This is a genomic window from Micromonospora sp. NPDC049114 (assembly GCF_040648635.1).
In the GTDB taxonomy this organism is placed as follows: Bacteria; Actinomycetota; Actinomycetes; order Mycobacteriales; family Micromonosporaceae; genus Micromonospora.
In genome coordinates this window covers 219470-243019 of sequence record NZ_JBEZEA010000001.1, presented here as the reverse complement: position 1 = coordinate 243019, position 23550 = coordinate 219470, and the positions used below count along the sequence as shown (strand labels likewise).

At 71.3% G+C, this 23550-nt stretch carries 19 protein-coding genes, 2 tRNA genes and 1 pseudogene; 9 read left to right on the top strand and 13 right to left on the bottom strand.

What is annotated here, in order from left to right:
• Positions 1 to 74: 74 nt before the first annotated feature.
• From AB0B39_RS01135 to AB0B39_RS01120, 4 genes are read right to left on the bottom strand one after another with little or no spacing between them, the layout of a single operon-like run.
• Entirely contained in the window at positions 75 to 1148 is a 1074-nt protein-coding gene (locus tag AB0B39_RS01135) for a hypothetical protein (protein WP_357573180.1), read from the bottom strand.
• The gene (locus tag AB0B39_RS01130) at positions 1145 to 1861 is read right to left on the bottom strand and encodes a thioredoxin domain-containing protein (RefSeq protein ID WP_234581425.1); all 717 of its coding nucleotides are present in this window, start codon (positions 1859 to 1861) and stop codon (positions 1145 to 1147) included. Before AB0B39_RS01130 ends, AB0B39_RS01135 begins: the two co-directional genes overlap by 4 nt.
• On the bottom strand, positions 1854 to 2378 hold the full coding sequence (locus AB0B39_RS01125) for a MauE/DoxX family redox-associated membrane protein (protein ID WP_357573179.1): 525 nt from the start codon (positions 2376 to 2378) through the stop codon (positions 1854 to 1856). Before AB0B39_RS01125 ends, AB0B39_RS01130 begins: the two co-directional genes overlap by 8 nt.
• A gap of 32 nt (positions 2379 to 2410) precedes the next feature.
• Positions 2411 to 2992, bottom strand: coding sequence for a sigma-70 family RNA polymerase sigma factor (locus tag AB0B39_RS01120; RefSeq protein WP_357494061.1), 582 nt, complete (start codon positions 2990 to 2992; stop codon positions 2411 to 2413).
• 202 nt (positions 2993 to 3194) lie between these two features.
• On the opposite strand from AB0B39_RS01120, the gene AB0B39_RS01115 reads away from it, so the two are divergent.
• The 3 genes and pseudogenes from AB0B39_RS01115 to AB0B39_RS01105 form a co-directional block, all read left to right on the top strand.
• Positions 3195 to 4859 (top strand): copper resistance protein CopC, encoded by a 1665-nt coding sequence (locus AB0B39_RS01115; RefSeq protein ID WP_234581420.1) that lies wholly within the window; start codon positions 3195 to 3197, stop codon positions 4857 to 4859.
• Positions 4860 to 4876: 17 nt separating this feature from the next.
• Positions 4877 to 5608, top strand: a complete 732-nt coding sequence (locus AB0B39_RS01110; RefSeq protein WP_357573178.1) for a YcnI family protein — start codon at positions 4877 to 4879, stop codon at positions 5606 to 5608.
• 675 nt (positions 5609 to 6283) lie between these two features.
• Positions 6284 to 6562: pseudogene (locus AB0B39_RS01105) on the top strand (hypothetical protein); the annotation flags it as partial.
• A 282-nt stretch (positions 6563 to 6844) separates the two neighbouring features.
• Here AB0B39_RS01105 and AB0B39_RS01100 read toward each other — a convergent pair.
• Positions 6845 to 8122 carry a glycosyltransferase 87 family protein gene (locus tag AB0B39_RS01100; protein WP_357494067.1) on the bottom strand — a complete coding sequence of 426 codons (1278 nt, stop codon included), beginning with the start codon at positions 8120 to 8122 and terminating at the stop codon, positions 6845 to 6847.
• A gap of 73 nt (positions 8123 to 8195) precedes the next feature.
• Here AB0B39_RS01100 and orn point away from each other — a divergent pair, with 73 nt between their 5' ends.
• Both orn and AB0B39_RS01090 read left to right on the top strand, forming a co-directional pair.
• Positions 8196 to 8786: an oligoribonuclease gene (gene orn / locus AB0B39_RS01095; protein WP_308195323.1), complete on the top strand. Its 591-nt coding sequence runs from the start codon at positions 8196 to 8198 to the stop codon at positions 8784 to 8786.
• Positions 8787 to 8894: 108 nt separating this feature from the next.
• A tRNA-His gene (locus AB0B39_RS01090) sits at positions 8895 to 8970 on the top strand.
• A gap of 79 nt (positions 8971 to 9049) precedes the next feature.
• Here the strand turns inward: AB0B39_RS01090 and AB0B39_RS01085 are convergent.
• Entirely contained in the window at positions 9050 to 9823 is a 774-nt protein-coding gene (locus tag AB0B39_RS01085; protein WP_357494069.1) for a GntR family transcriptional regulator, read from the bottom strand.
• A gap of 362 nt (positions 9824 to 10185) precedes the next feature.
• Here AB0B39_RS01085 and AB0B39_RS01080 point away from each other — a divergent pair, with 362 nt between their 5' ends.
• Complete coding sequence (locus AB0B39_RS01080; protein WP_357573177.1) at positions 10186 to 10497, top strand: hypothetical protein; 312 nt, start codon at positions 10186 to 10188, stop codon at positions 10495 to 10497.
• Between the two features lie 92 nt (positions 10498 to 10589).
• Here AB0B39_RS01080 and AB0B39_RS01075 read toward each other — a convergent pair whose 3' ends face one another.
• Both AB0B39_RS01075 and AB0B39_RS01070 read right to left on the bottom strand, forming a co-directional pair.
• Positions 10590 to 11879: an Ig-like domain-containing protein gene (locus AB0B39_RS01075; protein ID WP_357573176.1), complete on the bottom strand. Its 1290-nt coding sequence runs from the start codon at positions 11877 to 11879 to the stop codon at positions 10590 to 10592.
• A gap of 251 nt (positions 11880 to 12130) precedes the next feature.
• Positions 12131 to 13402, bottom strand: coding sequence for an Ig-like domain-containing protein (locus tag AB0B39_RS01070; protein ID WP_357494074.1), 1272 nt, complete (start codon positions 13400 to 13402; stop codon positions 12131 to 12133).
• A 188-nt stretch (positions 13403 to 13590) separates the two neighbouring features.
• Here AB0B39_RS01070 and AB0B39_RS01065 point away from each other — a divergent pair.
• A tRNA-Lys gene (locus tag AB0B39_RS01065) sits at positions 13591 to 13666 on the top strand.
• A gap of 87 nt (positions 13667 to 13753) precedes the next feature.
• Here the strand turns inward: AB0B39_RS01065 and AB0B39_RS01060 are convergent.
• The 4 genes from AB0B39_RS01060 to AB0B39_RS01045 all read right to left on the bottom strand — a co-directional run bounded on the left by AB0B39_RS01060 (position 13754) and on the right by AB0B39_RS01045 (position 17379).
• Positions 13754 to 14695, bottom strand: a complete 942-nt coding sequence (locus AB0B39_RS01060; protein WP_357573175.1) for a helix-turn-helix domain-containing protein — start codon at positions 14693 to 14695, stop codon at positions 13754 to 13756.
• A gap of 16 nt (positions 14696 to 14711) precedes the next feature.
• Complete coding sequence (locus tag AB0B39_RS01055) at positions 14712 to 15131, bottom strand: DUF6010 family protein (protein WP_357494077.1); 420 nt, start codon at positions 15129 to 15131, stop codon at positions 14712 to 14714.
• 159 nt (positions 15132 to 15290) lie between these two features.
• Positions 15291 to 16826 (bottom strand): sigma-70 family RNA polymerase sigma factor, encoded by a 1536-nt coding sequence (locus tag AB0B39_RS01050; RefSeq protein ID WP_357494079.1) that lies wholly within the window; start codon positions 16824 to 16826, stop codon positions 15291 to 15293.
• A gap of 82 nt (positions 16827 to 16908) precedes the next feature.
• Positions 16909 to 17379: a TspO/MBR family protein gene (locus AB0B39_RS01045; protein WP_030331183.1), complete on the bottom strand. Its 471-nt coding sequence runs from the start codon at positions 17377 to 17379 to the stop codon at positions 16909 to 16911.
• Between the two features lie 273 nt (positions 17380 to 17652).
• On the opposite strand from AB0B39_RS01045, the gene AB0B39_RS01040 reads away from it, so the two are divergent.
• Positions 17653 to 20133, top strand: a complete 2481-nt coding sequence (locus tag AB0B39_RS01040; RefSeq protein WP_357573174.1) for a M14 family metallopeptidase — start codon at positions 17653 to 17655, stop codon at positions 20131 to 20133.
• Between the two features lie 124 nt (positions 20134 to 20257).
• Positions 20258 to 21472 carry an FUSC family protein gene (locus AB0B39_RS01035; RefSeq protein ID WP_357494084.1) on the top strand — a complete coding sequence of 405 codons (1215 nt, stop codon included), beginning with the start codon at positions 20258 to 20260 and terminating at the stop codon, positions 21470 to 21472.
• Between the two features lie 16 nt (positions 21473 to 21488).
• On the opposite strand, the gene AB0B39_RS01030 is transcribed toward AB0B39_RS01035, so the two are convergent.
• The gene (locus AB0B39_RS01030) at positions 21489 to 23156 is read right to left on the bottom strand and encodes a Na+/H+ antiporter (RefSeq protein ID WP_357573759.1); all 1668 of its coding nucleotides are present in this window, start codon (positions 23154 to 23156) and stop codon (positions 21489 to 21491) included.
• Positions 23157 to 23550: the final 394 nt, after the last annotated feature.

Sequence of the window (23550 nt, the reverse complement as noted above, 5' to 3'; positions counted from 1 at the left end):
TCTTGCACTTGCTGTCCCGGCTTTTGCCGCGAAAGCCGCAGAACTCCGACACAAAGTGCAAGATCGCGGGGAGGTCAGCGGGTCGGGACCGTGGCTCGGGAGGTGGCGTGCAGGCGTAGGACTCCGGCTGCTGTCGCGCCGACACCGGTGATCAGGACTGCGGCCACCATGGCGCGGGCGACCTCGGGTGACCACGGCACCGGGGCGACCGACCGGGCGAACACCGCGGCGTTCGCCACGCCCGCGAAGAGGGCCAGGCAGGCGCCGGCCAGCGCCACCACGAAGTCGGCCGCCGGGCGGCGGGCCAGCGCGTAGGCACCGGCGGCGAGCGCGCCCAGACCGGTGAGCAGCGCCCAGACCTGACCGCCCAGCAGCCCGGCGAGGACCCCGCCGACGCCCTGGGCGCCAGCGTCCAGCTCCCGCCCCACGGGATAGAGCACGGCGACCGCGCCGCCGACGACCAGCAGCGCGCCCACCGCGGACAGCGCCCGGGCGCCGGCCGTGGAGGCGGCGGCGAGCAGGCCGAGCGCGCCCACCGCGAGCAGGCCGACGATGGTCACCGCCCACCAGGTGTACGCGTCCGGCGGTGGCACCCAGTCCAGCGTGCCGGCTATCTGCGCGGGCTCGGCGCCGTCGCGCAGCGGGATCGTCCAGTCCCGGACCCGGTGCTCACGCTCGGGCGCGGCGCGTGCCACGTCCGGTGGTGCCGACTCCTGCCACAGGGCCCTCTGGTCGTGCCAGCGCACGCTGACCCCGTCGTCGACGCGTCGCCAGGACGGCGGAGCGGCCGGGTCGGCGTCGGCCGGCAGCGCCGTGTCCCCGGCGAGGGTGCGGTTGAGGTAGGTGGCGGGGGACCGGCTGTTCTCGTACACGCCGTCCGGACCGACCCGCAGGTACGGCTCGCCGGAGTAGCCGATCACCTCGATGGCCCGGCCCGTGCGGTTGGTCAGCTCCAGTCGGGCGCCCGCCTCGATCACCCGTACCGTCAGGCCGGGCCGGGCCGGCGTGACGCCGGTGACGCGGGTGCGGTAGTCGGAGCCGTCCGGGGCGTCCGCGCCGTGCGCGGCGGCGGGCGCCGCGGTGAGCACTGTCGCCGCGCAGGCGGTGGCGGCGATCACTGTGGCGCGCGCCAGCAGGGTACGGATCACTTGCCGGCCGCCGCCACGGCTGCGGTGAGGCCCTGCGGGCTGCGGTCGGCGAGTGGCTGGCCGTTGACCAGGACGGTGGGCGTGCCGGTGACGTCGCTGCGGCTGGCCTCCTCGGTGACGTGCTCGGTCCACGTCTTGTACGTGCCATCGGACACGCAGCCGCCGAATGAGCCACGGTCCAGTCCCACGCCGACGCCGATGTCGATCAGCTCGTCGTCGCTGAGCCCGGCGCTGCCCTCGGGCGGCTGCTTGGCGAAGAGCGCCTTGGCGTACTCGTGGAACTTGCCGCCGGCCGCCGCGCACCCGGAGGCGGCCGACGAGCGCGTGGAGTACTCGGTGGTGGAGAAGCGGTTGAGGAACGCGACCGGGTGGTATACCACCTTCGCCTTGTTCTCGGACACGAGCTGCTCCAGCGTCGCCCCGGTGCTCTGCTCGAACTGCTTGCAGACCGGGCAGAGGAAGTCCTCGTAGACGTCGACGGTGACCGGCCCGCCGCCGACGACGATGCCGGTGCCGGGCTCGTTGGCGCCGGGCGGGGTGGTGAAGTCGTCCGAGCGCTGGCTGGACCACACGCTCCAGCCGATCAGACCGGCGATGACCAGCACCGCGACGGCGGCGGCGGAGACCCAGAGCGTGCGGCGGCGGCGTCGTTCGCGGGCCAGTTGCTCGCGGACGACCCGAGCCGCGTCCCGCTGCCCCTTGCGACTACTCATCCTCGTCCTCCACGGCCGGTTCGGCGGACAGCCACCCGTCCACCGAGACGGGCGTACGCGGCCAGATCACCAGAAATCCGGCCAACACCAAGAATCCCAGGTCCCGCAGGATCTCCGGGAGGTAACTCGGGGCCTGTCCCTCGGCGAGCTGCCCGCCGCTGCCGAAGCAGCCGCAGTCGATGGCCAGGCCACGCGTCCAGGCCGAGGAGATCCCCGCGATGAAGACCAGCAGCAGCGCGACGGAGATGCCCGCGCTGAGCCGGGTGGCCAGACCGAGCAGCAGCAGCACGCCCAGGGCCAGCTCGACGAACGGCAGCGCGGCGCCGACCACTGTCGCCACGTCGTACGGCAGCACCTGGTAGGCGTTCACGGCCCGGCCGGAGGCGGCCAGGTCACCGACCTTCGACGCCCCGGCGACCAACCACACGGCGGCGAGGCCGAGGCGGGCGGCCGTGCTGAGCCAGGGGCGGACGGCCGCCCAACGGCCGGCCCGGGTGGGGGGTGCGGTCACGTTCATTTGTCGTCCCGTCTGCGCCGGAAGTTCCGGACTCAACCGGTGAGGGCGTCGCCGACGGCCTCGACCAGCTCGTCGCGGGCCCGGGCGACCCGGGAGCGGATGGTGCCCACCGGCACCCCCTCGACGTCGGCGGCCTCGGCGTACGACAGGCCGAGCAGTTGGGTGAGCACGAACGCCGCACGTCGCTCGGGGCTCAGCCGGCGCACGAGGTCGGCGGCGCCGAGCTGCCCGGCCGGGTCGGGATGCGGCCGGTCGGTGTACGCGTTCGCGGCCAGCCGCTCGTCGAGACGGCGACGCCGGATCACCGTCCGCAGGTGGTCGGCGCAGGCCCGCCGGGCGATGCCGAGCAGCCACGTGCGGACGCTGGACCGGCCCTCGAACGCCGGCAGGGCCCGAAAGGCCCGCAGGTAGGTCTCCTGGGTGAGGTCGTCGGCGCTGTCCGGGCCCACCAGGGCGGCCGCGAAGCGCCACACCTCGGCCTGGGTCAGCCGGACGAACACGGCCTGGGCCGCGGGGTCGCCGTCGCGCGCGCTCAGGGCCGACTCGGTCGCCGGGTCCCGGGCGACGTCACCTGTCGCACCGGCGGCACCGGAGTCACGCGGGACGGGGATCACGACAAACCAGGTTACGCGCCGCCGGGTGTGACGTCAGGGTCCTTCGGCCCTTGGATGGTCTGCGCCACGTCGGGAACTTTTCCCCGCCGCCAGCCGACTACCTGCTCATGACACGCGACCTCTCGTGCGCGGCGCTGGCGGCTGGCCACAGGTGAGCCGATCCCCCGCCTCGGGTCGCCGACATCCAGGTCCGTCGGCGACCATGGCCGGCATGACTGTCGCACCCCGCCGCTGGATCGCCCGGCTGGCCGCCGCCGCCGGCCTCCTGGTCACCGTCGTCGCCCTGTTGATCGCGCCCGCCACCCCGGCCAGCGCCCACGCGGTGCTGTCGAGCAGCAGCCCGGCCGCCTCGTCGGTGGTGTCGAGCGGGCCGGCCGAGGTGGTGCTCACGTTCAGCGAGTCGGTCCGCAAGGTGCCCGACAAGATCCGGGTCATCGCGCCGGACGGCGCCCGGGCCGACCGGGGCGAGCCGTCCTTCGAGGGCGGCGTCGTCACCATCCCGGTGGACCCGGCCGGTCAGCGCGGCACCTACCTGGTGACCTTCCGGGTGATCTCCGCCGACAGCCACCCGGTCTCCGGCGCGTTCACCTACTCGGTGGGCGCTCCCTCCACGCCGCCTGTCGATTCCGGCAACGACAGCCGCGCCGACCCGGTGGTGGAGAACGCCGTGAAGGTGGCCCGCTTCCTCGGCTACGCCGGTCTGGTGCTGCTGGTCGGGCCGGCGCTGGTGCTCGCCGCGCTGTGGCCGCGCCGGCTCTCCCGCCGGGGTCCCACCCGGCTGGCCTGGGTCGGTCTCTCCCTGGTGGCCGTGGCCACCCTGGCCGACCTGTGGTTGCAGGTGCCCTACACCGCCGGTGGCGGCCTCTTCGAGGTGACCGGCGAGGGGTTCGGCAGCGTGTTCGGCAGTGCCTTCGGCGCCGCCCACCTGGTCCGGCTCGGCCTGCTGGCGGCCTCGGCGTTCCTGCTGCGGCCGCTGCTGGCCCGCCCGGCCGGCCGGGCCGACGCGATCATCCTGGCCGTGCTCGGCGGGGCGGCCCTGCTGACCTGGCCGCTGGCCGGGCACCCGGCGGCCTCCCCGGCGCCGGCGGTCTCCGTGGTGGTCGACGCGGTGCACCTGGGCAGCATGGCGGTCTGGCTGGGCGGCCTGCTGATGCTCGCCGTCTTCCTGCTGCGCCAGGCCGACGAGCGGGAGTTGGGCGCGATCCTGCCGATCTGGTCACGCTGGGCGGCGCTCGCCGTGTCGGCCCTGCTGCTGGCGGGCACCGTCCAGGCGCTGATCGAGGTGGCCACCCCGGACGCCCTGTTCACCACCACGTACGGGCGTCTGCTGCTCGCCAAGATCGGGCTGTTCGCGATCGTGATCGCCGTGGCCGCGTACTCCCGGCAGTTGGTCCGTCGACGCACGGCGGCCCAGCGACCGACGCCGGTGCGCCGGGCGGTCCTGGTGGAGTTGGCCGTCACCGTGGTGGTGCTGGGGCTGTCGGCGACGCTGGTGCAGACCACGCCCGCCCGCACCGCCGTGGCCGGGCCGTCCGGCACCCAGGCCGGGCTCTTCTCCACCACGCTGACCAGCTCGCTGTTCACCCTCCAGGTCGAGCTGGACCCGGCCGAGCGGGGCAACAACTCGGTGCACCTGTACGCGTACACCAAGGACAACCAGCCGCAGCCGGTGGCGGAGTGGCGGGCGACCGCCGCGCTGCCCTCGGCCGGGATCGAGCCGATCGAGCTGCCGCTGCTGCCGCTTACCGACAACCACTCCTACGGCGACATCAGCCTGCCGGCCGCCGGCGACTGGCAGTTGAAGATCACCGTTCGTACGTCCGACATCGACCAGGCCACGGTGACCGCCACCGTGCCGATCCGTTAGAGAGGTTTCCCAAGCCCATGATCCGTCTCCGGCGTACCGCAACCGCCGCTGCCGCCCTGGCGTTCACCGCCGTCGCCACCGCCGTGCTCGGCTTCGCCGGGCCGGCGTCCGCCCACGTCACGGTGAACCCGAAGGAGGCGACCCAGGGCGGCTACGCCCGGGTGGCGTTCCGGGTGCCCAACGAGAGTGACACCGCGTCGACCACCAAGCTGGAGGTCGTGCTGCCGGAGAACGCGCCGATCGGCTCGGTGTCGACCATCCCGGTGCCGGGTTGGACGGTGACGACGGAGAAGCGCAGGGTGGACCCGCCGATCGACGTGCACGGCAGCCAGCTCACCGAGGCGGTCTCCAAGATCACCTGGACGGCTACCGGTGACGCGGCGGTCAAGCCCGGCCAGTTCCAGGAGTTCGGCGTCTCCATGGGGCCGCTGCCGAAGGTCGAGTCGATGGTCTTCAAGACCCTCCAGACCTACTCGGACGGCAACATCTCGCGCTGGATCGACGAGCCGCAGCCGGGCGGCGAGGAGCCGGAGAAGCCCGCCCCGGTGCTCACCCTCACCGCCGCGGGGCCGTCGGCGTCGGCCGCCCCGGCCGCTACGGCAGTCGCCGCGGCCGACGACGACGATGACGAGAGCGACGGCACCGCGATCGGCCTCGGCATCGCCGGCCTCGTCGCCGGCCTGGCCGGCCTGGTGCTCGGCGGTCTCGCGTTCGCCCGGACCCGCCGGAGCCCGGTCGCGAAGTCCTGACCCGTCGCTCACCGCTGGCCCGCCGGATTCCGGCGGGCCAGCATGCTTTCGCCGACCGAAGCCGGCCGTGCCGTCGATATCCCCTGATCAGCCGGTCTACGTCGGTAAGGTCGGCCGGGTATCTGGCTACGGAGGGGGACGCTGCGAATGCGGTTCGTGCGGGTGATCACCGGAATGCTGCTGTTGGTCATCGGGATTCCGGCGCTGTTCGCCGGCGGCGGGCTGTGGCTCGTCACCCGGCACGCCGACCCCGGTGGGACCTTCACCGCCCGGTTCGAGACGGTCCGCACCCCCGGCCACGCGGTAGTGGTCACCGACCTCGACCGGTTGCTGCGGCGGGAGGCGCCCTTCACACGCGCCGCGCAGACCCGCCTCCGGCTCGACGCCCGTACCCCCGACGGCCCGGCCTTCGTGGGGCTGGCGCCCACCGCCGAGGTGCGTCGGTGGCTGGAGTCGGTGCCGTACGCCTCGGTCCGCCGGGTGGCGTTGGCCCGAGGTCCGCTGCCGGTCCGCACGGACCCGGCGGTCCCTGCGGCGGCTCCGCCCGCCGGTGCGGCAGTCACCCCGCTCGGTCGCCCGTTCTGGGTACGCGAGGGTGTCGGCACCCTCCAGTGGAGCGCCGACGAGCTGAGCGGCGAGTCGATGAGCCTGGTGGTGATGCGCCCGGACGGCCGCGCCGACCTGAGCCTGGATCTGCGCGCCGAACTGAGCGCGGGTTGGGTCGGTCCGGTCACCTGGGGTCTGCTGGCGGTGGGGGTGCTGCTGGTGGCGTGCGCGGTGCTGCTCCTGCTGCGTCCGCCGCGTCCGCGCGAGGTGGTCTTCGTGGTCGAACCGGACCAGGTGCCGGTGCTCGCCGGCCGGCTCGGGGTCACGTCGCTCAGCGGCCTGAGTTCCCGGAATTCCGGTGCGGCCCCGCCGTTGCCGGCGGTGCGACAGCTCGCCCCGGTCGGCTCCGGCGCGGCCGGGTGGCCCCGGTCGGCGTCCGGCGCCGAACCGACCCGGCCGGTCACCCTCGCCGACCTGGACGTGCCGGCCCGGCTGCCCCGCCCGCCGGAGGTGGCGTTGAGCCTGGCGTGGCCGCCCGCCGGCGCCGAACCCACGGCACGGCCGATGCCGACGGACTGAAGCGGCGAGTGGCCCTCCGCGCTGCCGACGCGGAGGGCCACTCTCACCGGGGGATCGGTGCTACCCGAGCGACGCTTGAGGTAGGTGAGTCCAGATTAGCGCCGATGGTCGCTACTGGGGAGTTGTGTCCATTTGGTGCGACTTTTCCACGGTCCGGACCGGGCGGGCCACGCGGACCGGCAGGACCACCAGCAGCAGCAGGCTGAGCAGCACATAGCCGTTGCGCGCCACGAAGTCCACCGGGTCGTCGGTGCGGACCGGCGCCACCCCCCAGTCGTGGAACGACACCACGCCGTAAATGATCAACGCGGCGGTGCCCACGGCGAGCCCGGCGAGCCACCGCCGTCGACGGAACTCCTCCGGCCGGTTCGCGCTCAACGCCGCGTCGGCGAGCACCACCACCGCCGGCACGAACCAGTAGATGTGGTGGGTCCAGGTGATCGGGCTGACCAGAGCGCCGACCAGGCCGGTCAGGGTCAGGCCGGTCAGCGCGTCACCGGCACGCGCGGCGCGGGCAGCCCGCCACAGGCCATAACCGGCCACCACGGCGACCACCAGCAGCCACAGCAGCCGGTCCGGCTTCTCCGGCGCGGTGAACCGGCTGAGCAGCCCGAAGAGCGACTGGTTGCCGGTGTAGTCGGTGCGACCCACCCGGTCGTTGTCCCACAGCTCCTGCGTCCAGAACCGCCACGAGTCCCCGGGCGCGACCGCCGCCGCGAGCAGCGTCGCCGCCGCCGCCGTCGCGCTCGCCACCGCAGCGGCCCGCCACCGTCGGGTGGCCAGCAGGTACACGATGAAGATGCCCGGGAAGAGCTTGAGCGCCGTCGCCAGCCCCACGCCGACCCCCGCCCAGCGCCGCGCCTGCGGTACGGCGAACAGCAGGTCGGCCAGGATCAGCACGACCAGCAGCATGTTGATCTGCCCGAACGTGATCGTCTCCCGGGTGCTCTCCACCGCCAGCACCAGCAGGACGGCCACGGTCAGGGTGAACGTTCGCGGCAGGTGGTGCCGGGCGATCACCGGCGTCACCAGCCACCGGGTGGTCACCACCACGGCCACCAGAGTGAGCACCGTGAAGATCACCACGGTGGCGCCGAGCCGGATCAGCCCGAACGGCCACAGCAGCAGCGCGCTGAACGGCGGGTACGTGAAGTACAGCTCACCCTGCACGCGGTCCGGCTGGACGTAGTCGTAGAGCGGGTGGCCGGCCGTCCACCAGTCCATCGCCGACATGTAGATCTTCAGGTCGAAGAAGTTGTGCACCAGGCCGGGCAGGTAGAGCGCCGGCAGCACGGCGATCAGCGCCACGATCGCGACCAGCCGACGGACCGTACGGCCGCCGGGATCGTCGTCGGTGACGGCGGGCGGTGCGACGGGTTTGACTGGCACTTGAGAAACCCTAGCGGTCCGTCCGGCCGAGAGCGCGCAGCCGTGGGGCGTGGGCTGCGCGTAGGCTGTCCCGGTGGCTGATCTCCTCGTCTGGATCGACTGTGAGATGACCGGGTTGGACCTTGGCAGTGACAAGCTGATCGAGGTCGCGGCACTGGTCACCGACCCCGACCTCAACGTGCTGGGTGATGGTGTCGACGTGGTGATCCACGCCGACGAGGCCGCGTTGGAGGCGATGCCGGAGATCGTCCAGACCATGCACGCCAAGTCCGGCCTCACCGAGGAGGTCCGCCGCTCGGCGGTCACCCTGGCCGAGGCCGAGGACCGGGTGCTGGAGTACGTCAGCACCTTCGTCAAGGACCCGCGCACCGCGCCACTGTGCGGCAACTCGATCGCCACCGACCGTGGCTTCATCGCCCGGGACATGCCCCGCCTCGACGCGCACCTGCACTACCGCATGATCGACGTGTCGTCGATCAAGGAACTCTGCCGCCGCTGGTACCCCCGGGTGTACTTCGGTCAGCCGCAGAAGGGCCTGGCGCACCGGGCGCTCGCCGACATCCGCGAGAGCATCCGGGAGCTGGAGTACTACCGGCGCACCATCTTCGTTCCGCTTCCCGGCCCGGACGTCGAGACCGCAAAGGGCATCGCCGCCGAGCTCTAGAGCGGGGCCGCGCGGTCGGCGGGGAACCCGCTGGACGCCGTGAGCGGTGGTGTGGCTATTATTGGTCCGCACCCCGCCCGGGGCGATCGACCGGGCGTCGGAGGCGTGGTGGCTGTAGCTCAGTTGGCAGAGCACCGGGTTGTGGTCCCGGTTGTCGTGGGTTCAATTCCCATCAGTCACCCCACTAGTGGATCTCTTCCACTGCGGCTCAGGCCCCCTCTTCGGAGGGGGCCTGAGCCGTCATAGGGGACTGGTAGGGAAAATCAGTCCACCGGTATCCGGTAGATCAGCTCGTATCGCCCGCGCGGCAGCACGATAGTCGCCGTCTCGACCGGCGTGCCCCCGGCGAAGTACGTCCGATCGATCTCGTACACGTCCGCCGGCCTACCAGGCAGACGCAGCGCGTCCGCCTCCGCGTCCAGCGCAGGCCGACTACTGATTCGCTCTTCGAACTCGTCGACGCGCACGCCGATCGCGTCCATTCGGGCGACCACGCCGACGGCCGTGCCGCCCTCGGGCCACTCGACCGGTGTTCCGCCCGTGATGCTCAGCGGCTCGTACGACGTCGAGAGTTGGACCGGCTCGCCGTCGGACAAGAACCGATATGCCGTCCGCATGACGGGAGTGCCCGGCTCGACGCCGAGGCGCACCGCGATCCGCTCATCGGCCTGCTCGTGGCGGCTCTCGTGCTCCCAGGTGGCCTGCTGGCCGGCGCGGGCCGCGTCCCGGGCGAACGGCGACGTCGATCCGGAACTGCTGCGGACGTCGCGGCCGGGTGCACGCCGCACCAGCCGTCGAGTGGCCTGGACGTAGACGCCGGAGCCTGCCCGGCCCTCGACGAGACCTTCACCCTTGAGCACGCTGATCGCCCACTTCGCGACGGTGCGGCTTACGCCGAACCGGGTCATGAGCTTGGTCTCGCTGGGCAACTTGGCACCCGCCGCCAACGCGCCGGACTGGATCTCGGCGCGTAACTCAGCGGCGATCGCCAGATAGGCAGGCGTCTTAGCCATGGGAATACAACCTCCGGTCAGCACGACCAGTCGATCACAGGCAACCTGGCGTGCCAAGTTTGCGCGGCGGGCTTGTTCGGGCGAACCTAGTGCACTAGGTTTCGAATAGCTCCCTGCTATCGGACGGCTCCGGTCAGCAACCATCGCTGCCGGTAGCGGGGAGTCCCAGACGACGTGTTGCCGCAGCACCTTGCCTATGCGGCCACCCACCGGGAAGGGATGTCGATGTGGCACATGATCAAACGAATCGCTCGGCAGTGGCCCCGCTGCGACCCCACGGCCGGCCGGGCCTGGCAAGCCGCGGACCGGCTGGCCGCGCACCAGCGCCTACTCGACCTGGCGGCCCGTCGGCGGGCCGAGCATTTGGCCGACGGGCCGACGCCATGATGGAAGAACCGACCACCGCCCGGGCTGGGGTAGAGGCGCACCACCAGCGGGCGATCCGTGAACTGACCGTGCTTGAGGCACGGCTCGCCGACGAGCACGTGCCGCGCCGCCCCGAGTGGGAGTGCCAGAGTTGTGCGCCGGGCACGTCCTGGCCTTGCCCGCCCGCACAGGTCCGCCTGTTCGAGCTGTACGGCCGCGACCGTATTGGGCTTTCCATGCACGTCGGTGCGCTGTACTACGTCGCCAGCCGGGAGCGGCCCGACGACGACCCGGGCGAGCTGTACGACCGGGTCGTCGGTTGGATTCGCTGATGACACCTGACGGTGGACTTACAGGAATCCGGGGTGTCCCGTCAGCGGGGACACCCCGGATTCCTGTAAGACGAGTCGATGGTGCGTGGGGCTCAGGCGGTCGGCGTGGCGGACGGGGTGCCGGCGCCGTCCGGGGTCGACGTGGCGTCCGGGTCGGCCGGCGGCTCGTACGGCAGGGCGCTGCCCTTGACGTACTCGTCCCAGCTCATGTTCCAGTCGGTCCAGCCGTTGCCGTTCTGGAGCTTGCGCTCGGTGCCCTTGACCGTGATCGGGTCGCCGATCTGGGTGTTCCTGAACAGCCAGTCGCCGTTGGCCATCGACACGTTCACGCAGCCGTGCGAGACGTTGACGCTGCCCTGCTGCCCCTCGGACCAGGGGGCCGCGTGGATGAACTCGCCACCCCAGGTGAGTCGCTGCGCGAAGTCAATCTTGGTGCGGTAGCCCTCCTCGGGGCCCAGCTCCTCCATCGTGTCGAACACGGTCTTGCGCAGTTTCTCGATCACGACCATCGTCCCGCTGGACGAGGGGGTGCTCTTCTTGCCCAGGCTGACCGGGATGGTCTTGATCACCGAGCCGTTGCGGGTCACCGTCATCCGCTTGGTCTTGTTGTCCACGGTCATGATCAGCGATGAGCCGATCTTGACGTCCACGGAGAGGTCCGAGCGGCCGTAGTAGCCGTCACCCATCGGCAGGCCACCGGCCTGAACGCGGTAGGAGACCTTGGTGTTCGCCTTCCAGAACTCCTTCGGCCGGTACCGGATCTCGGTGGGACTGACCCAGTGCCAGATGCCCTCCTGGGCCGGCGTCGAGGTCACCGTCATCCGGCGCTGGACGTCGTCGCGGTAGTCCTCCGGCACGGCACGGCTGAACTTCACGATCAGCGGCATCCCGACGCCGACCACCTGGTTGTCGCCGAGGAAGCTGCTCACCCGTACCTGCTTGTCGGGCTTGGCCATCGTGGTGAAGCTGCTGGTCGCGGTGGCCGGCCGGCCGTCGTCGCCGGTGGCGGTGACCGTGGCGGTGTAGCTGGTGCCGTACTCCAGCGCCCCGTTCGGAAGCCACGTCTTGCCATCCTTGGCGAGGGTGCCCTCGACCGCCTTGCCGGCCGCGTCCTTGAGGTCGACAGTGGTCTCCTCGGCGTCCTTCGTGCTGAAGGTGATGCTGGTGGACGCCGGCACGTCCTTGGCGTCCGCCGCCGGCTCGCTGATGGTGGCCGCGGCCTTGGGTGCCGGGCTCTCGTCGCCGCCCTGCCACGAGGACGGCTTGCCGCCGTCGCTGTCGGTGCAGGCGGAGGTGAAGGCCAGCGCCACGGCGAGCAGCCCCGCCGCGAGCACGCGGCGTCGCCCACGGGGCCGGATCAGCTGGTCCTGGCTAGCTCGCATGATGTCCTCACAGTCGTGGTCCCTGACCCATCGTCTCCTAATGACGCGCCAGAACCGGCCCCGGTTGCCGAGGGTGAACCGGAACACGCCGATCAGGATGCCGGATTTTTGTTACTATCCGGCGTTTCGTGATTCGGGCTCGTCTTTGCGCGGGACTGAGGGTCGCCGCCGCCGTCGTCGCGGCGCGGGCAGTGCAAGGGTACGCGCCGGCCCGTGCCAACGGCAGGGGCCGGCGCGCAGGAGTCGAACCCTCAGAGCATCGGGCCGGAGCCACCCTTGGGCACCGGCAGAGCGCTGCCCTTCACGAACTCCGACCAGCTCAGGCTCCACGCCGTCCAGCCGTTGCCGGCGACGACCTTGCGCTCGGTGCCCTTGATCGTGATCGGATCACCGATCCGCGTCTTGTCGAACAGCCACTTGGCGTTCGCCATCGACACGTTCACGCAGCCGTGCGAGACGTTGGACCGCCCCTGCACATGCTCCGACCAGGGCGCGGCGTGGATGTACTCGCCACCCCAGGTGAGCCGCTGCGCGAAGTCGATCTCGGTGACGTAGCGGTTGGCCGGGTCCGGATCGTCGCGGGTGTCGAAGACCGTGGACTCCTTCTTCTCCATCACGACCATCGTGCCGCTCGACGACGGGGTGCTCTTCTTGCCCAGGCTCACCGGGATGGTCCGGGACAGCGCACCGTTCTCGTACACCGACATCTTCTTCGTGGCGTTGTCGACCTTCATCACGAACGACCGGCCGATCTTGGCGGTGGCCTTGCGGTCGATGTCGCCGTACTTGCCGTTGCTCAGCGGCACGCCGGCCAGGGCGATCCGCACGGTGATGGTGGTGCCCGGCTGCCAGTACTCCGGTGCGCGGTAGTAGGCCTGGGTGCCGTTGTCGACCCAGTGCCAGGCGCCCGGCTGCGGCGGGTCGGTCTTGACGAACATCCGCTTCTGGACGGCGGCCCGGTCCTTCTTCGGGATGCCCGGGTGGAACTCGGTGACCACCGGCATGGCGACCCCGTAGCTCTTGTCGTCGAAGAGGTAGAGGCCCGACCCGATTGTCGACTTCGGCTTGGCCATCGTGGTGAAGGTGCTGGTGCCCTGGCTCGTCGTGCCGTCGGAACCGGTGGCCGTCACCGTCGCGGTGTAGTTGGTGCCGTACTTCAGGGGAGCCGACGGCACCCAGGCGGAGCCGTCGGTGCGCAGCTTGCCCTCCACCGAGCCCCCGCCGGCCGCGGTCAGGGTGACCGAGGCCACCTTGCCGCCGTCCGGGAGCTTGGCGCTGATCTCCGTGCTCACGGGCTTGTTCTTCGTGCCGTTGGCCGGGCTCAGCGTCAGTGCCGGCCCGCTGGGCGCGCTCGACGCGCCCGATGTCGACGGAGCGGCCGATTCGGGTACGGCACTTGCGTCTGTCGACGTACCGCCGACGAATTCCGGCTTCTTCTGCTCGTCGCCGCACCCGGTCAGTGCCAGCGACGCCGCCAGGGTCAGAGCGCCCACCACCGCCCCGGCTCGCGTGAACCGTGCCATCCCCACCTCTGTTCTCGCGTACCTGGCGGACATCGTGCCGTATCAGTGCCGCGACCCACGCCCCCGTCCCAGGGCTGACGGCCGGTTTGTGGCCATATGCCCAATAAGCTCGACCGAAGGGGGGAGCCGGGTAACCGGATTGGAGCCCGGGTTGGCGGGGTGCTAATGTTCTCTCCGTTGCCGATCGAGCGCCGCTAGCTCAACTGGCAGAGCAGCGGACTCTTAATCCGCGGGTTCGGGGTTCGAGTCCCTGGCGGCGCACCAACGAGTAAGACCCCGACGTGGCAGATCTCTGCCGGGCCGGGGTCTTTTTCGTCTCTCACGCACCCTCGACCATCCCGCGCGCCGCCGTCAGCCACCGCGAAAGCTACGCCGGTACGCCTGCGGGCTGGTGCCGGTGATTCGCCTGAAGCGGTCCCGAAAGGCGGTGGTGGAGCCGAACCCGACCTGCGTCGCCACCCGGTCGACGGGTTGGGCGGTGGTCTCCAGGAGGTGCTGCGCCCGGTGGACGCGGACCCGGTGCAGCCATCGCAGTGGCGTGGTCCCGGTCTGGTCGCGGAACCGCCGGTTCAACGTCCGGGTACTCATCCCGGCGTGGCGGGCGATGTCGGCGAGGGTCAGCTCACGCCGGGAGTTGTCGCGCATCCAGGCCAGCAGCGGTTCCAGGGTCGCCCCCTCGGGGGCCGGTGGTTCGTGCATGATGAACTGCGCCTGTCCGCCCGCGCGTTCCAGCGGCATGACGGACAACCTCCCCGTCTCGGCGGCGACGGCTGCGCCGTGGTCGCGGCGGACCAGATGCAGGCACAGGTCGAGCCCTGCGGCGGCGCCGGCGGAGGTCAGGAACTGGCCGTTGTCCACGTAGAGCACGTTGGGGTCGACCCGGACCCGCGGATGCCGAGCGGCGAGCTGGTCGGTGGCGACCCAGTGCGTGGCGGCACGGTGTCCGTCGAGCAGGCCGGTGGCGGCGAGGGTGAACGCGCCGCCGCAGATCGAGGCGATCCGGGCGCCGTTCGCGGCGGCCGCGCGCAGCGAGTCGAGGACCGCGGGAGGCGTCGCGGCGCCGGGGTCGGAGACACCCGGCACGATCACGGTGTCGGCGTCGGCGAGGACGTCCAGGCCCCACGGCACCGCGATGCTGAACGCGCCCGCGGTGACCGTCGGCGTGGCGGCGCAGACGAGGACGCGGTAGCCGGCGCTGCCGTCGGGCAGGCGGGTGCGCCCGAAGACCTCCATCGGGGTGGACAGGTCGAACGGGACGACGCTGTCGAGGGCGAGCACGGCCACCGTGTGCATGGCGAAATTCAACCAGTCAGGGCTGTGCGGTGACCGGTGGGCGCGTGCCGGCCGGGCGCCGCGCGACCCGGTCGTACAGGTCTCGGACCGACAGGCCGCCGGTGAAGCACCAGAGCGCGATCACCGGGTCGCAGAGCGCGCAGCCGAACGACGAGTCGTGCAGCGACGCGATGATCGGGGTGCCGTGCCTGTGGTGCAGCACGTCCCAGACCGTGTGCAGGAGCCATCCGACGCCGATGAAGGTGTACGAGGTGAGCCCGGCGTATCCCACCACCAGCAGCAGCGCGCAGAAGGCCAGCTCCCACAGCCCGAACCCGCCACCGCTGATGTAGGCGGCCCCGGCGCCGGTGACGACGAGGGCGTTCAGGCGCCGCCGGTGCGGCTCCGGCACGAGGGAGTTGAGCCCGACGTAGACCAGCCCGATCACCACAGGCATGACATAACGAAGCACGATCCAGCCCGTTCCCGTTGGCGGAAAAGCCTTTCGGAAGGAGCGTAGGAAGGCCCACCGCCGAGGACGAGAGGCGAAAATGCCAGGGTCCGCCTGATTCTCGCCACCCGTCCCCGGCGGGGGTCCCTCCCGGGCCGGCGAGCCTCAGTAGTCGATGGTGATGGCGGCGATCTGGCGGGTGCCGTTGGAGACGATGGCGGGGCCGGCGAAGCGGGAGCTGGCGTAGGTCAGTGCCGTCTTGTGGCCGGGACTGTTGAACCAGGCCTCGATCATCTGCTCGGGCGAGGAGTTGCCCGACGACGCGAACAGGACCTCGTGCCCGCAGTGCGTGAAGGTGCCCGCGTCCAGGTTCTGCTTCACGCAGGCCTCCGCGGCGTCCTGCTCGTTGGTGCGCATCTTGACCTCGGGCAGCCCGAGCGCGCGGCGTCGCTCGTTGAGCAGCACCAGGAGGCGTTGTTCGGCGGCGGACACACCGGCCGGCAGGGCGGCGGTCGACTTCCTGGCCGGCCTGCTCGGCGTCGGTGACGAGGTACGCGTCGGCGTCGCCGATCTGCTGGGGGTGGGGCTCGGGCGTGCGGCGCTCGGGGAGGGTACGGGCGCTGTGGGGGAGGGCGACTCGACAGCAGGTTCGCTCGGCTCGGGGGCGGCGTCGGTGACCTGCGCCGAGGGCTCGGCGGCTGCGGCGCTCGCCGGCTGTTTCGTCGGCCCGTCGGCGTAGGTGGTGAGGACGAGCCCGCCCCCTGCTACCAGGGCGACGGCCGCGACGGCGCCGACCAGGGTCTTGGGGAGCGACAGTGCCGTGAGGCGGGCCTTGGGCACCATCCCGGCCTTCGCGTACGCGCCTGCCGATGTGGCGCCCTGCGAGGAGGCGACGAGCTGGACCTGGTGGGAGACGTCCGACGCGAGGCGGGCCGGGACCGGCGTGAGCGCGAGGCCGGCGAGCAGCCGCTCGGCGGGAACCAGGTCCGAGGTGGTGTTCGGGCAGTACGTGCAGTCGCGGATGTGGCGTGCGAGCCGCTTGCGCCACACCGGCGCCGGTTGACCGTCCCAGTCGGCGGCCGTGTCGAGGAGGCCGGCGCAGCCGGGCCGGGCGATGAGGGCCCGCACCACCAGCCGAGCGGTGTCCAACTGCGCCTTCATCCGGGCCACGCGGACGGTCACGTGGTGCGGGTCGATCTGCAGCGCGTCGACCAGGTCGGCGCGGGACAGGTGACCGGCCTCGACCAGCCACCACAGGGAGAGCAGGTGGCGGTGGTCGTCGTCCAGCCAGCGCGTGGCCAGGACGACCTCCCGGCGCTGGTCGGACAGGCGCAGCTGGGTCAGGGTCAGATCCTCGAAGTCCGAACCCGGGGCGACCATGTTGTCGATGTCCTCCGGCGGCGTCGGTGTGGTGTGCCGGTGCTGCCGGTAGGCGCGGACCTCGTTCATGGTGACGGCGACCAGCCAGGACCGGAAGAGCCGCGGATCGCGTACGCCCGCCAGCCCTCGTACGACGCTCAACATCGTGTTCTGCACGACGTCGTCGACGTCCGCGGATCGATTCAGTGCCCGTCCCACGATGTTGTACACCAGTGGCAGGTAGTGCGAGACCAACTCGTCCGTCGCGGCGTGGTCACCGCGGCGGGCCGCGTCCACCACCGCCGACAGGTCGGTTCTGTTCGGGTACGCGTGATAGGTCACGCTCACAACCTCGCCTTCACGGGACATCGTCGTACACCGTGGAGATGGGTTGCGGCCCGCTCAGGTCACACAAACTGAGCTGTCACCTGGTGCTGTTGAGGCGGACGATGGCGCCGTTGAGCGCGGTGGCGAAGAGCGTCCACGCGGCGTACGGGGCCAGCGCGGCACCCGCGACCGGGTCGACGCGGGAGGCGCGGCGGACGAGCGCGAAGTTCGAGGCGTTGAGGGCGGCGATCTCGGCCAGCGCGACGGTGGGCCTGCGGGCCTTGAAGAACAACGCGCTCCAGCCGAAGTTGAGAGCCAGGTTGAGCGCGTAGGCGCGGGTGAAGGCGGCGCGATCGGCACCGTCGGTGCGGTCCAGTACGCGGGCGCCGGCCACCGCGATCAACGCGTACAGCGGCGTCCACGCCAACGGGAACGCCACCGGCGGTGGCTGCCAGCTCGGCTTGCGCAGCCGCCGGTACCAGCCGTTGGAGGTGTCGTTCACCGCTGTCCCGGCGGCGGCCGTGACGGTGACCGCCGCCGCGGTCTTGACGAGGGTCGGTAGTCGCATGGTGTTCAGCTACCCGGCCGGCGGCGGATCAACCACGGGTGGTCGCCGGGGCTGGGCGAAGGCGGGCGACCGCAGGCACCCGCGATGCCTCAAGTAATGCTCAAATTACGTTGATCCCGGCCGATGCCGATGAAGATCCGCATACGCTCACCGGACTCGCGCAGGGCCCCGGACCTTCTCGCCACGCCAACCATCACCCGTGCTCAGACCCAGGATGCGCGAGCGTCATCCGTCCGTCCTATGTGGATCAGTGTGAACACGAAGGAGGGGATAATGCGACGCAGACAACGGCGCATCGCGTTTGTGGTGCTGCCCGCCCTGATGGCGGGCGTCCTCGTGTCGACCGGGCCAGCGGGTGCGGATCCCGCGGGTCCGACCGCCACGGCCGGCTCCGCGCCATCCCAGCTTGAGACCGTGGACCAGGTACGCCGCGTACACGTCAAGCTGGCCGGCGCCGACATGCTGGACAAGGTCGTCGCTGCCGGCTTCGACCTCGAACACGGCCTCCGGCGCGTGCCGACCGGCATCGAGGGCGAGGCGGTGGTCACCGCCGAGCAGATCATCGAACTGACGGCGATGGGCGTCGAGGTCCTCCGCGATGGCGTCGGGTTCGGCTGGAGTGACGAGGCCGATGGCGGCATCGCGGGCGCTGCCGCGCGGGTGGCGCAACCGGCCAGCCACGAGGCGACGGTACGGATCGCCCGTGCCGACTGGTTCACCACCAAGGGCCAGGGCTTCCTCTACGTCGAGGCGCGCACCACGGAGGGGCAGCAGGCCGAACCGGTCGTCGAGATGCAGCTCGAGAACGACTCGGGCAGGGCCACGCCGTTCGGCTTCGCCCGGACGATGAGCCGCTTCGTCGACTCGGGGCAGTACATGTTCCACCGCAACCTGTTCAAGCTCGACGCGCGCCCGAACCAGATCCGGGTCACGAGCTCAACCGGCGGCGTCGCCACCGGCACGGTCTCCGACTGGCTTGAGGACGCTCCGCCGCCGCTGACGGCGAACCCGTCCTACAAGTCCGACTTCGTGGACGGCTACCGGCACCCGCAGCAGCTCTACAGCCGCGCGAAGGAGATCGCCCGCCAGTACCCGGACATCGCCGAAATCGTCTACCTCCCGAACCAGACCAACGGCTACCAGCGCAAGGCGCAGGCCACGATCGGCGGTACGGGTCAGTCGGCAGTCGTGGTCAGCTCGGCGGCGTGGGGCCACGAGGGTGGCAACGACGTCACTGTCGAGTTCGTGGACCGGCCGGGGGCGGACCTCCCGCTCACCGTGGAGGTCGCGGGCAAGGCGGTCCGCGTCCTGCTCGGCACCGACGCCTCCGGCGCTCCGGCGAGTACGGCCACCCAGGTCGCGGACGCGCTGATGACCCGGTCCCAGGGCCTCATCGACCGGGCGCACCCGTACCGCACCAACGCGGGCACCGGCATCGTCGCGGCGACGGCCGGCCCGGTCGCGTTGACCGACTTCCTCGACCAGAAGCGCGTCGGCGCACCGGACGGTGAGGTGCCGCGGGGCCCGGTCACCATCCCCGTCCTGCGGATCGGCAAGCACCGTGACGGCAGCAAGCCCGGCGTTCTCATCCAGGCGCAGGACCACGCCCGCGAGTGGGTGCCGGCGACGACCAGCCTGGAGTCGGCCGAGCGCCTGGTGCACAACTACCGGTCCGACCGGGAGACGAAGAAGATCGTCGAGAACACCGACGTCTTCTTCATCCTCTCCAACAACCCCGACGGGGCGAACTACAGCTTCTACAACTTCGCCTCCCAGCGGAAGAACATGACGAACCACTGCCCGAACGCGACCGCCGACCCGGGGCAGCGGAACTCCTGGGGCGTCGACCTGAACCGGAACTACCGGGTCGGGTCGGGCCACGACGGCTACGCGGGAGGGTCGACCAACTGCGTCAGCGGCACCTACCAGGGGCCGGAGGAGCTGTCCGAGCCGGAGTCGAAGAACATCATCTGGCTGGTCGAGAAGTACTCGAACATCAAGTTCATGATGTCCGTGCACTCCAACGGCGGGCAGCTGTTCTGGCAGCCCGGTGCGTACATCGCGGACGGGCGGATCACCACGCCGCGTCCGCCGCTGGGCGACGAGGCGTTCTACTGGCAGTCGGCCTCCCGGATCCTGTCGCAGGTCAAGGCGCACCGGGAGACGGTCGTCACGCCGGAGAACGTCGGCGGCTCGTCCGACGTCCTCTACTCCTCCGCGGGCAACGTGCGCGAGGACCTGTACTACACCTACGGGATCTACGCGTTCGGCTGGGAGGTCGGTGGCTCCGTCTACAACCCGGCCACCGGCGACTGGCAGGGCGGCTCGTTCCAGCCGGAGTGGGTGGGGAACCCCGAGCTGGTCAGCGGCCACGCCGAGACGATGGAGTACGCAAACGGGATCATGGAGATGTTCCGGGTCGCGGCGGACTGGGGCCGGGATCGGAAGAACCCGACGTCCGAGCTCGTTCCCGGCGCCGGGACGTACCGCGGGCCGGTCGACGTGCGCTTCGAGACGAGCGAGCCGGCCACCATCTACTACACGACCGACGGCAGCCGACCGACGCTACAGTCGCCGCGCTACGCGGCCACCGAGTTCCGGGAGCCGGGGCAGGTGTTCCACGTGACCGAGACGACGACGTTCCGCTGGTTCTCGGTGGACAGCGCCGGCAACATCGAGAAGAACTACGACCCCACGAAGAACGACAGGCGCAACAACTACCGTACGGCGACCATCAAGATCGCCAAGAGGTAGTCCGCGTACCGTGATCGTCGCCCCGCCGGTCGGTGTCACCCGCACCGGCGGGGCGGCGGTCAACAGGGCCCGCGCGGGCGTCGGCGGCGCGGATAGGTGCGCGTCCGGTGGGTATGCGGCCCGCATGCCCGCGAGCGAGGATTCGGCAGCCGAACCGGGCCCACCACCGCACCGGCCTTCTCGCGCCGACCGGGCGTTCGCCGCACTGCGGGAGCGGGCGCGCGAGGCGTGGCGCGTACGAGCCTGGCGTTTCCGGCTCTACGGGCTGCTCGCCGTGCAGGCCGCCGTCGCGGCGGGGCTCGCGTGGTTCGTCGTGTACCGGTTCCTCGGCAATCCGTCGCCGGTCTTCGCGCCCACCACTGCGGTCGGCATCGCGGCCGCCGCGATGGGCTCCCGCCTGCGGCGCACCATCGAGTTGCTGGTCGGGGTGGTGCTCGGGCTCGCCGTGGGTGACACGCTCATGCCGCTGTTCGGCATCGGCCCGTGGCAGACCGGTGGGGTCGTCCTGCTGGCGATCATCGTGGCCATCCTGCTCAAGGGTGGCGGGTCGCTGCTCACCCAGGCCGGCGGTACGGCGGTGCTCATCGCCACCCTCGAACCACCGGTCCGTGACCTGTCCATCCCCCGGTTCGTGGACGCCACGGTCGGAGGGCTGATCGGGTTGGCGGTCAGTCTGCTGCTGGTGCCCATCCATCCGCGGCGGACACTGCACCGACTGGCCGAGCCCGTGGTCGGCCCCGCGGTGGTCGCCATGCACCATGTGGCGGCGGCGCTGCGCGTGCGTGATCTCGGGCAGGCGGAGCAGGCCCTGCGCGAGCTGCGGAACATCGGCCCGCAGATCATCGCGTTACGGGACGGGCTGCAGGCCGCCGGGGAGGTGGTGCGACTCGCGCCGCTGCGCTGGCATGAACGCGACTCGTTCGCCATTCACGCGGAGTCGGTCCGGCATCTGGAACGCAGCCTGCACAGTTGCCGATCTCTGGCGAGGCGGCTCACGACGGCGCTCAAGGACGACGAGCCGCTGCCGGAGGAGCTCTCGGCCGCCATCGACCTGCTGGCCGACAGCGCGCAGGACCTACGCGGCGCGATCATCGCCCGAGAGGAGCCACGGGAGCCGCGCGAGCGGATCCTGGAGGCGGTCGAGCTGGTCGGACGCGCGCAGGGCCTGTCCGCCCGCGACCCCACCCGCCTGCACAGTCACCGTCTGGGCTACTCCGGGATGATCGCTGTGGGCGAGTTCCGGACCATCGCCCATGACCTGCTCATCGCCAGCGGCCTGGACCCCGAGGAGGGTGCGGCGCTGGTGCGCCTGGCGATAGGCCGGGGCCAGCATGACTGACCGCAGGGTCGGCCGGTCAGCTGGACGTCCGCTTGGGTAGCAGCAGCTCCTCGTGATCGAGTTCGCGTTCCAGGACGCGCAGTTCCTCGTCGGGCAGCCGACCGCTGTCCCGCCAGCGCACGAGTTCCTCCCGCTGGGCGTCGATCGCCGTCCGGCGGACCTGCAGCGCCGTCTCGTACTCCGGTGAGGTCGGTATCTCGGACGACTCGCTCTGTTCGAGCAGGTCGAGCCGCCCGCGGTAGCGCGCCAGGCGGGCCAGCAACTGGGTGCGGGTGGTGTTGACGGCCACCGCGCTGTCCGGGTCCTCGGCGGCGACCTCGTCCAGGCGGGCCAGGGCGGCCTCGACCGCCGCCGAGCGGGCCTCGTTGCGGACGCGGGCCTGGTCGGTTTCGTTGGCGCGTAGCCCGAGCCTGCGCACGAGCGGCGCGAACGTCAGGCCCTGCCCGACGAGTGTGACCAGGACGACCACGAAGGTGCAGAACAGCAGTAGGTCGCGGTCGGGGAAGGGGGCGCCGCTGTGGGTGGTCAACGGCAGGGTGAAGATCGCGGCCAGGCTGATGACACCACGGGTGCCCGACCAGCTCAGCGCGGTCACCTCGCGTGGGGACAGCCGTTGGGCGTTGCGGTCGGCGCGGGCGATCTGGCGGGCGCTGCTGCCGGGCTCGTCGGGGTCGTCCTGCTCGGAGACGCCGCCCAGCCGGGTGTGCAGCGACCGGGGGAGGGACTGGGTCAGCACCAGCCAGGCGGGGCGCAGCAGCAGCACCACGCCGACCGACACCGCGACGGCGATGACGATTGTCGACGTCTCGTACTGGCGCAGGCCCTTCACGACCTCGGGGAGCTGCTGGCCGATCAGCAGGAAGACGAAGCCTTCGAGGAGGAAGTCGACCAGCCGCCACACCGCGCTGGTCTGCAACCGGGCGGCCCCGGAGCCGAGCTGGGGCGTCTGGTGGCCGACGATCAGCCCGGCGATCACCACGGCGAGCACCCCGGAGACGTGCAGCTCCTCGCCCAGCAGGTAGGCCACGAACGGTGTCGCGAGCGAGATGGCGTTGGACATCAACGGGTCGGTGGTGAGCGGTCGGGCCAGCCGGACCAGCCAGGCGACGGCGGCGCCCACTGCGATTCCGCCGATCGCCGCCAGCAGGAACTTCGCCACGGCTCCCGGGAACGAGAACTCGCCACCCACGGCCGCGGCCACCGCGACGCTGAGCATCGTCAGGGCGGTGGCGTCGTTCAGCAGCCCCTCGCCCTGGATGATCGTGACCATCTTCGGCGGCAGGTTGACCCGGCGGCCCACCGCGAGGGCGGCCACCGGGTCGGGCGGCGCGATGGCGGCGCCGACCGCGATCCCGGCGGCGAGTGTCGCGCCGGCGACGAACAGGTGGAACCCGATGCCGACGAGGATTCCGGTGAGGAGCACCAGCAGCACGGACAGGCTGACCACGATGCGCAGGTTGCGGCGGATGTCCAGCAGCGAGGAGTCCAGTGCGGCGCTGTAGAGCAACGGCGGCAGCACGACCATGAGCACGAGGTCGGGATCCAGCTCGATGTTGGGGCCGGGGAGCAGCGCGTACGCGATGCCGATGAGCGGCAGCAGCGCGGCCGCCGGCAGGCCGGTGTGGGCCGCGACCCATCGCACGGCGACGATGACCGCGACGGCGGCGAGCACGAACAGCAACATCGAGTGCGTGCTCACCTGATGACGTCCCCTTCAGCGGCGCGGAGCGGATTTCGGCGGTCGACTGCGGGCTCGTGACCGAGCGACCGGTCGTATCTGTCCGGCCGCGCCCGTGGATGCCGTGCGGACAGCGCAGCACGCAGCGGTAACGAGTTTACCCGCTTGATCAACGGAACCGCCTGGTCGACGAATGGGTGGGGCCCCGCCCGGCCCGGAGCCGCCGCCGCCACTGGTGCAGCCCATCGGCTCACATCTATAGTTGCCGAAATCACCAGATCATGGCCGTGGTCCCTGCGGCCGGATCGTCGAAGCGCTTCGACGATCCGTCGTTCAGGCCCGTCAACCGGGTGTCGAGCCTGGCCACGCCGGTCTCGGCGTCCTTCGTGACGTCGCTCGT

What these genes read in the sequence shown, in the direction of transcription:
- AB0B39_RS01130 (WP_234581425.1), bottom strand. Translation starts at nt 1,861, where the DNA reads ATGAGTAGTCGCAAGGGGCAGCGGGACGCGGCTCGGGTCGTCCGCGAG.
- AB0B39_RS01125 (WP_357573179.1), bottom strand. Translation starts at nt 2,378, where the DNA reads ATGAACGTGACCGCACCCCCCACCCGGGCCGGCCGTTGGGCGGCCGTC.
- AB0B39_RS01115 (WP_234581420.1), top strand. Translation starts at nt 3,195, where the DNA reads ATGGCCGGCATGACTGTCGCACCCCGCCGCTGGATCGCCCGGCTGGCC.
- AB0B39_RS01110 (WP_357573178.1), top strand. Translation starts at nt 4,877, where the DNA reads ATGATCCGTCTCCGGCGTACCGCAACCGCCGCTGCCGCCCTGGCGTTC.
- AB0B39_RS01080 (WP_357573177.1), top strand. Translation starts at nt 10,186, where the DNA reads ATGGAAGAACCGACCACCGCCCGGGCTGGGGTAGAGGCGCACCACCAG.
- AB0B39_RS01075 (WP_357573176.1), bottom strand. Translation starts at nt 11,879, where the DNA reads ATGCGAGCTAGCCAGGACCAGCTGATCCGGCCCCGTGGGCGACGCCGC.
- AB0B39_RS01070 (WP_357494074.1), bottom strand. Translation starts at nt 13,402, where the DNA reads ATGGCACGGTTCACGCGAGCCGGGGCGGTGGTGGGCGCTCTGACCCTG.
- AB0B39_RS01060 (WP_357573175.1), bottom strand. Translation starts at nt 14,695, where the DNA reads ATGCACACGGTGGCCGTGCTCGCCCTCGACAGCGTCGTCCCGTTCGAC.
- AB0B39_RS01055 (WP_357494077.1), bottom strand. Translation starts at nt 15,131, where the DNA reads ATGCCTGTGGTGATCGGGCTGGTCTACGTCGGGCTCAACTCCCTCGTG.
- AB0B39_RS01045 (WP_030331183.1), bottom strand. Translation starts at nt 17,379, where the DNA reads ATGCGACTACCGACCCTCGTCAAGACCGCGGCGGCGGTCACCGTCACG.
- AB0B39_RS01040 (WP_357573174.1), top strand. Translation starts at nt 17,653, where the DNA reads ATGCGACGCAGACAACGGCGCATCGCGTTTGTGGTGCTGCCCGCCCTG.
- AB0B39_RS01035 (WP_357494084.1), top strand. Translation starts at nt 20,258, where the DNA reads ATGCCCGCGAGCGAGGATTCGGCAGCCGAACCGGGCCCACCACCGCAC.
- AB0B39_RS01030 (WP_357573759.1), bottom strand. Translation starts at nt 23,156, where the DNA reads ATGTTGCTGTTCGTGCTCGCCGCCGTCGCGGTCATCGTCGCCGTGCGA.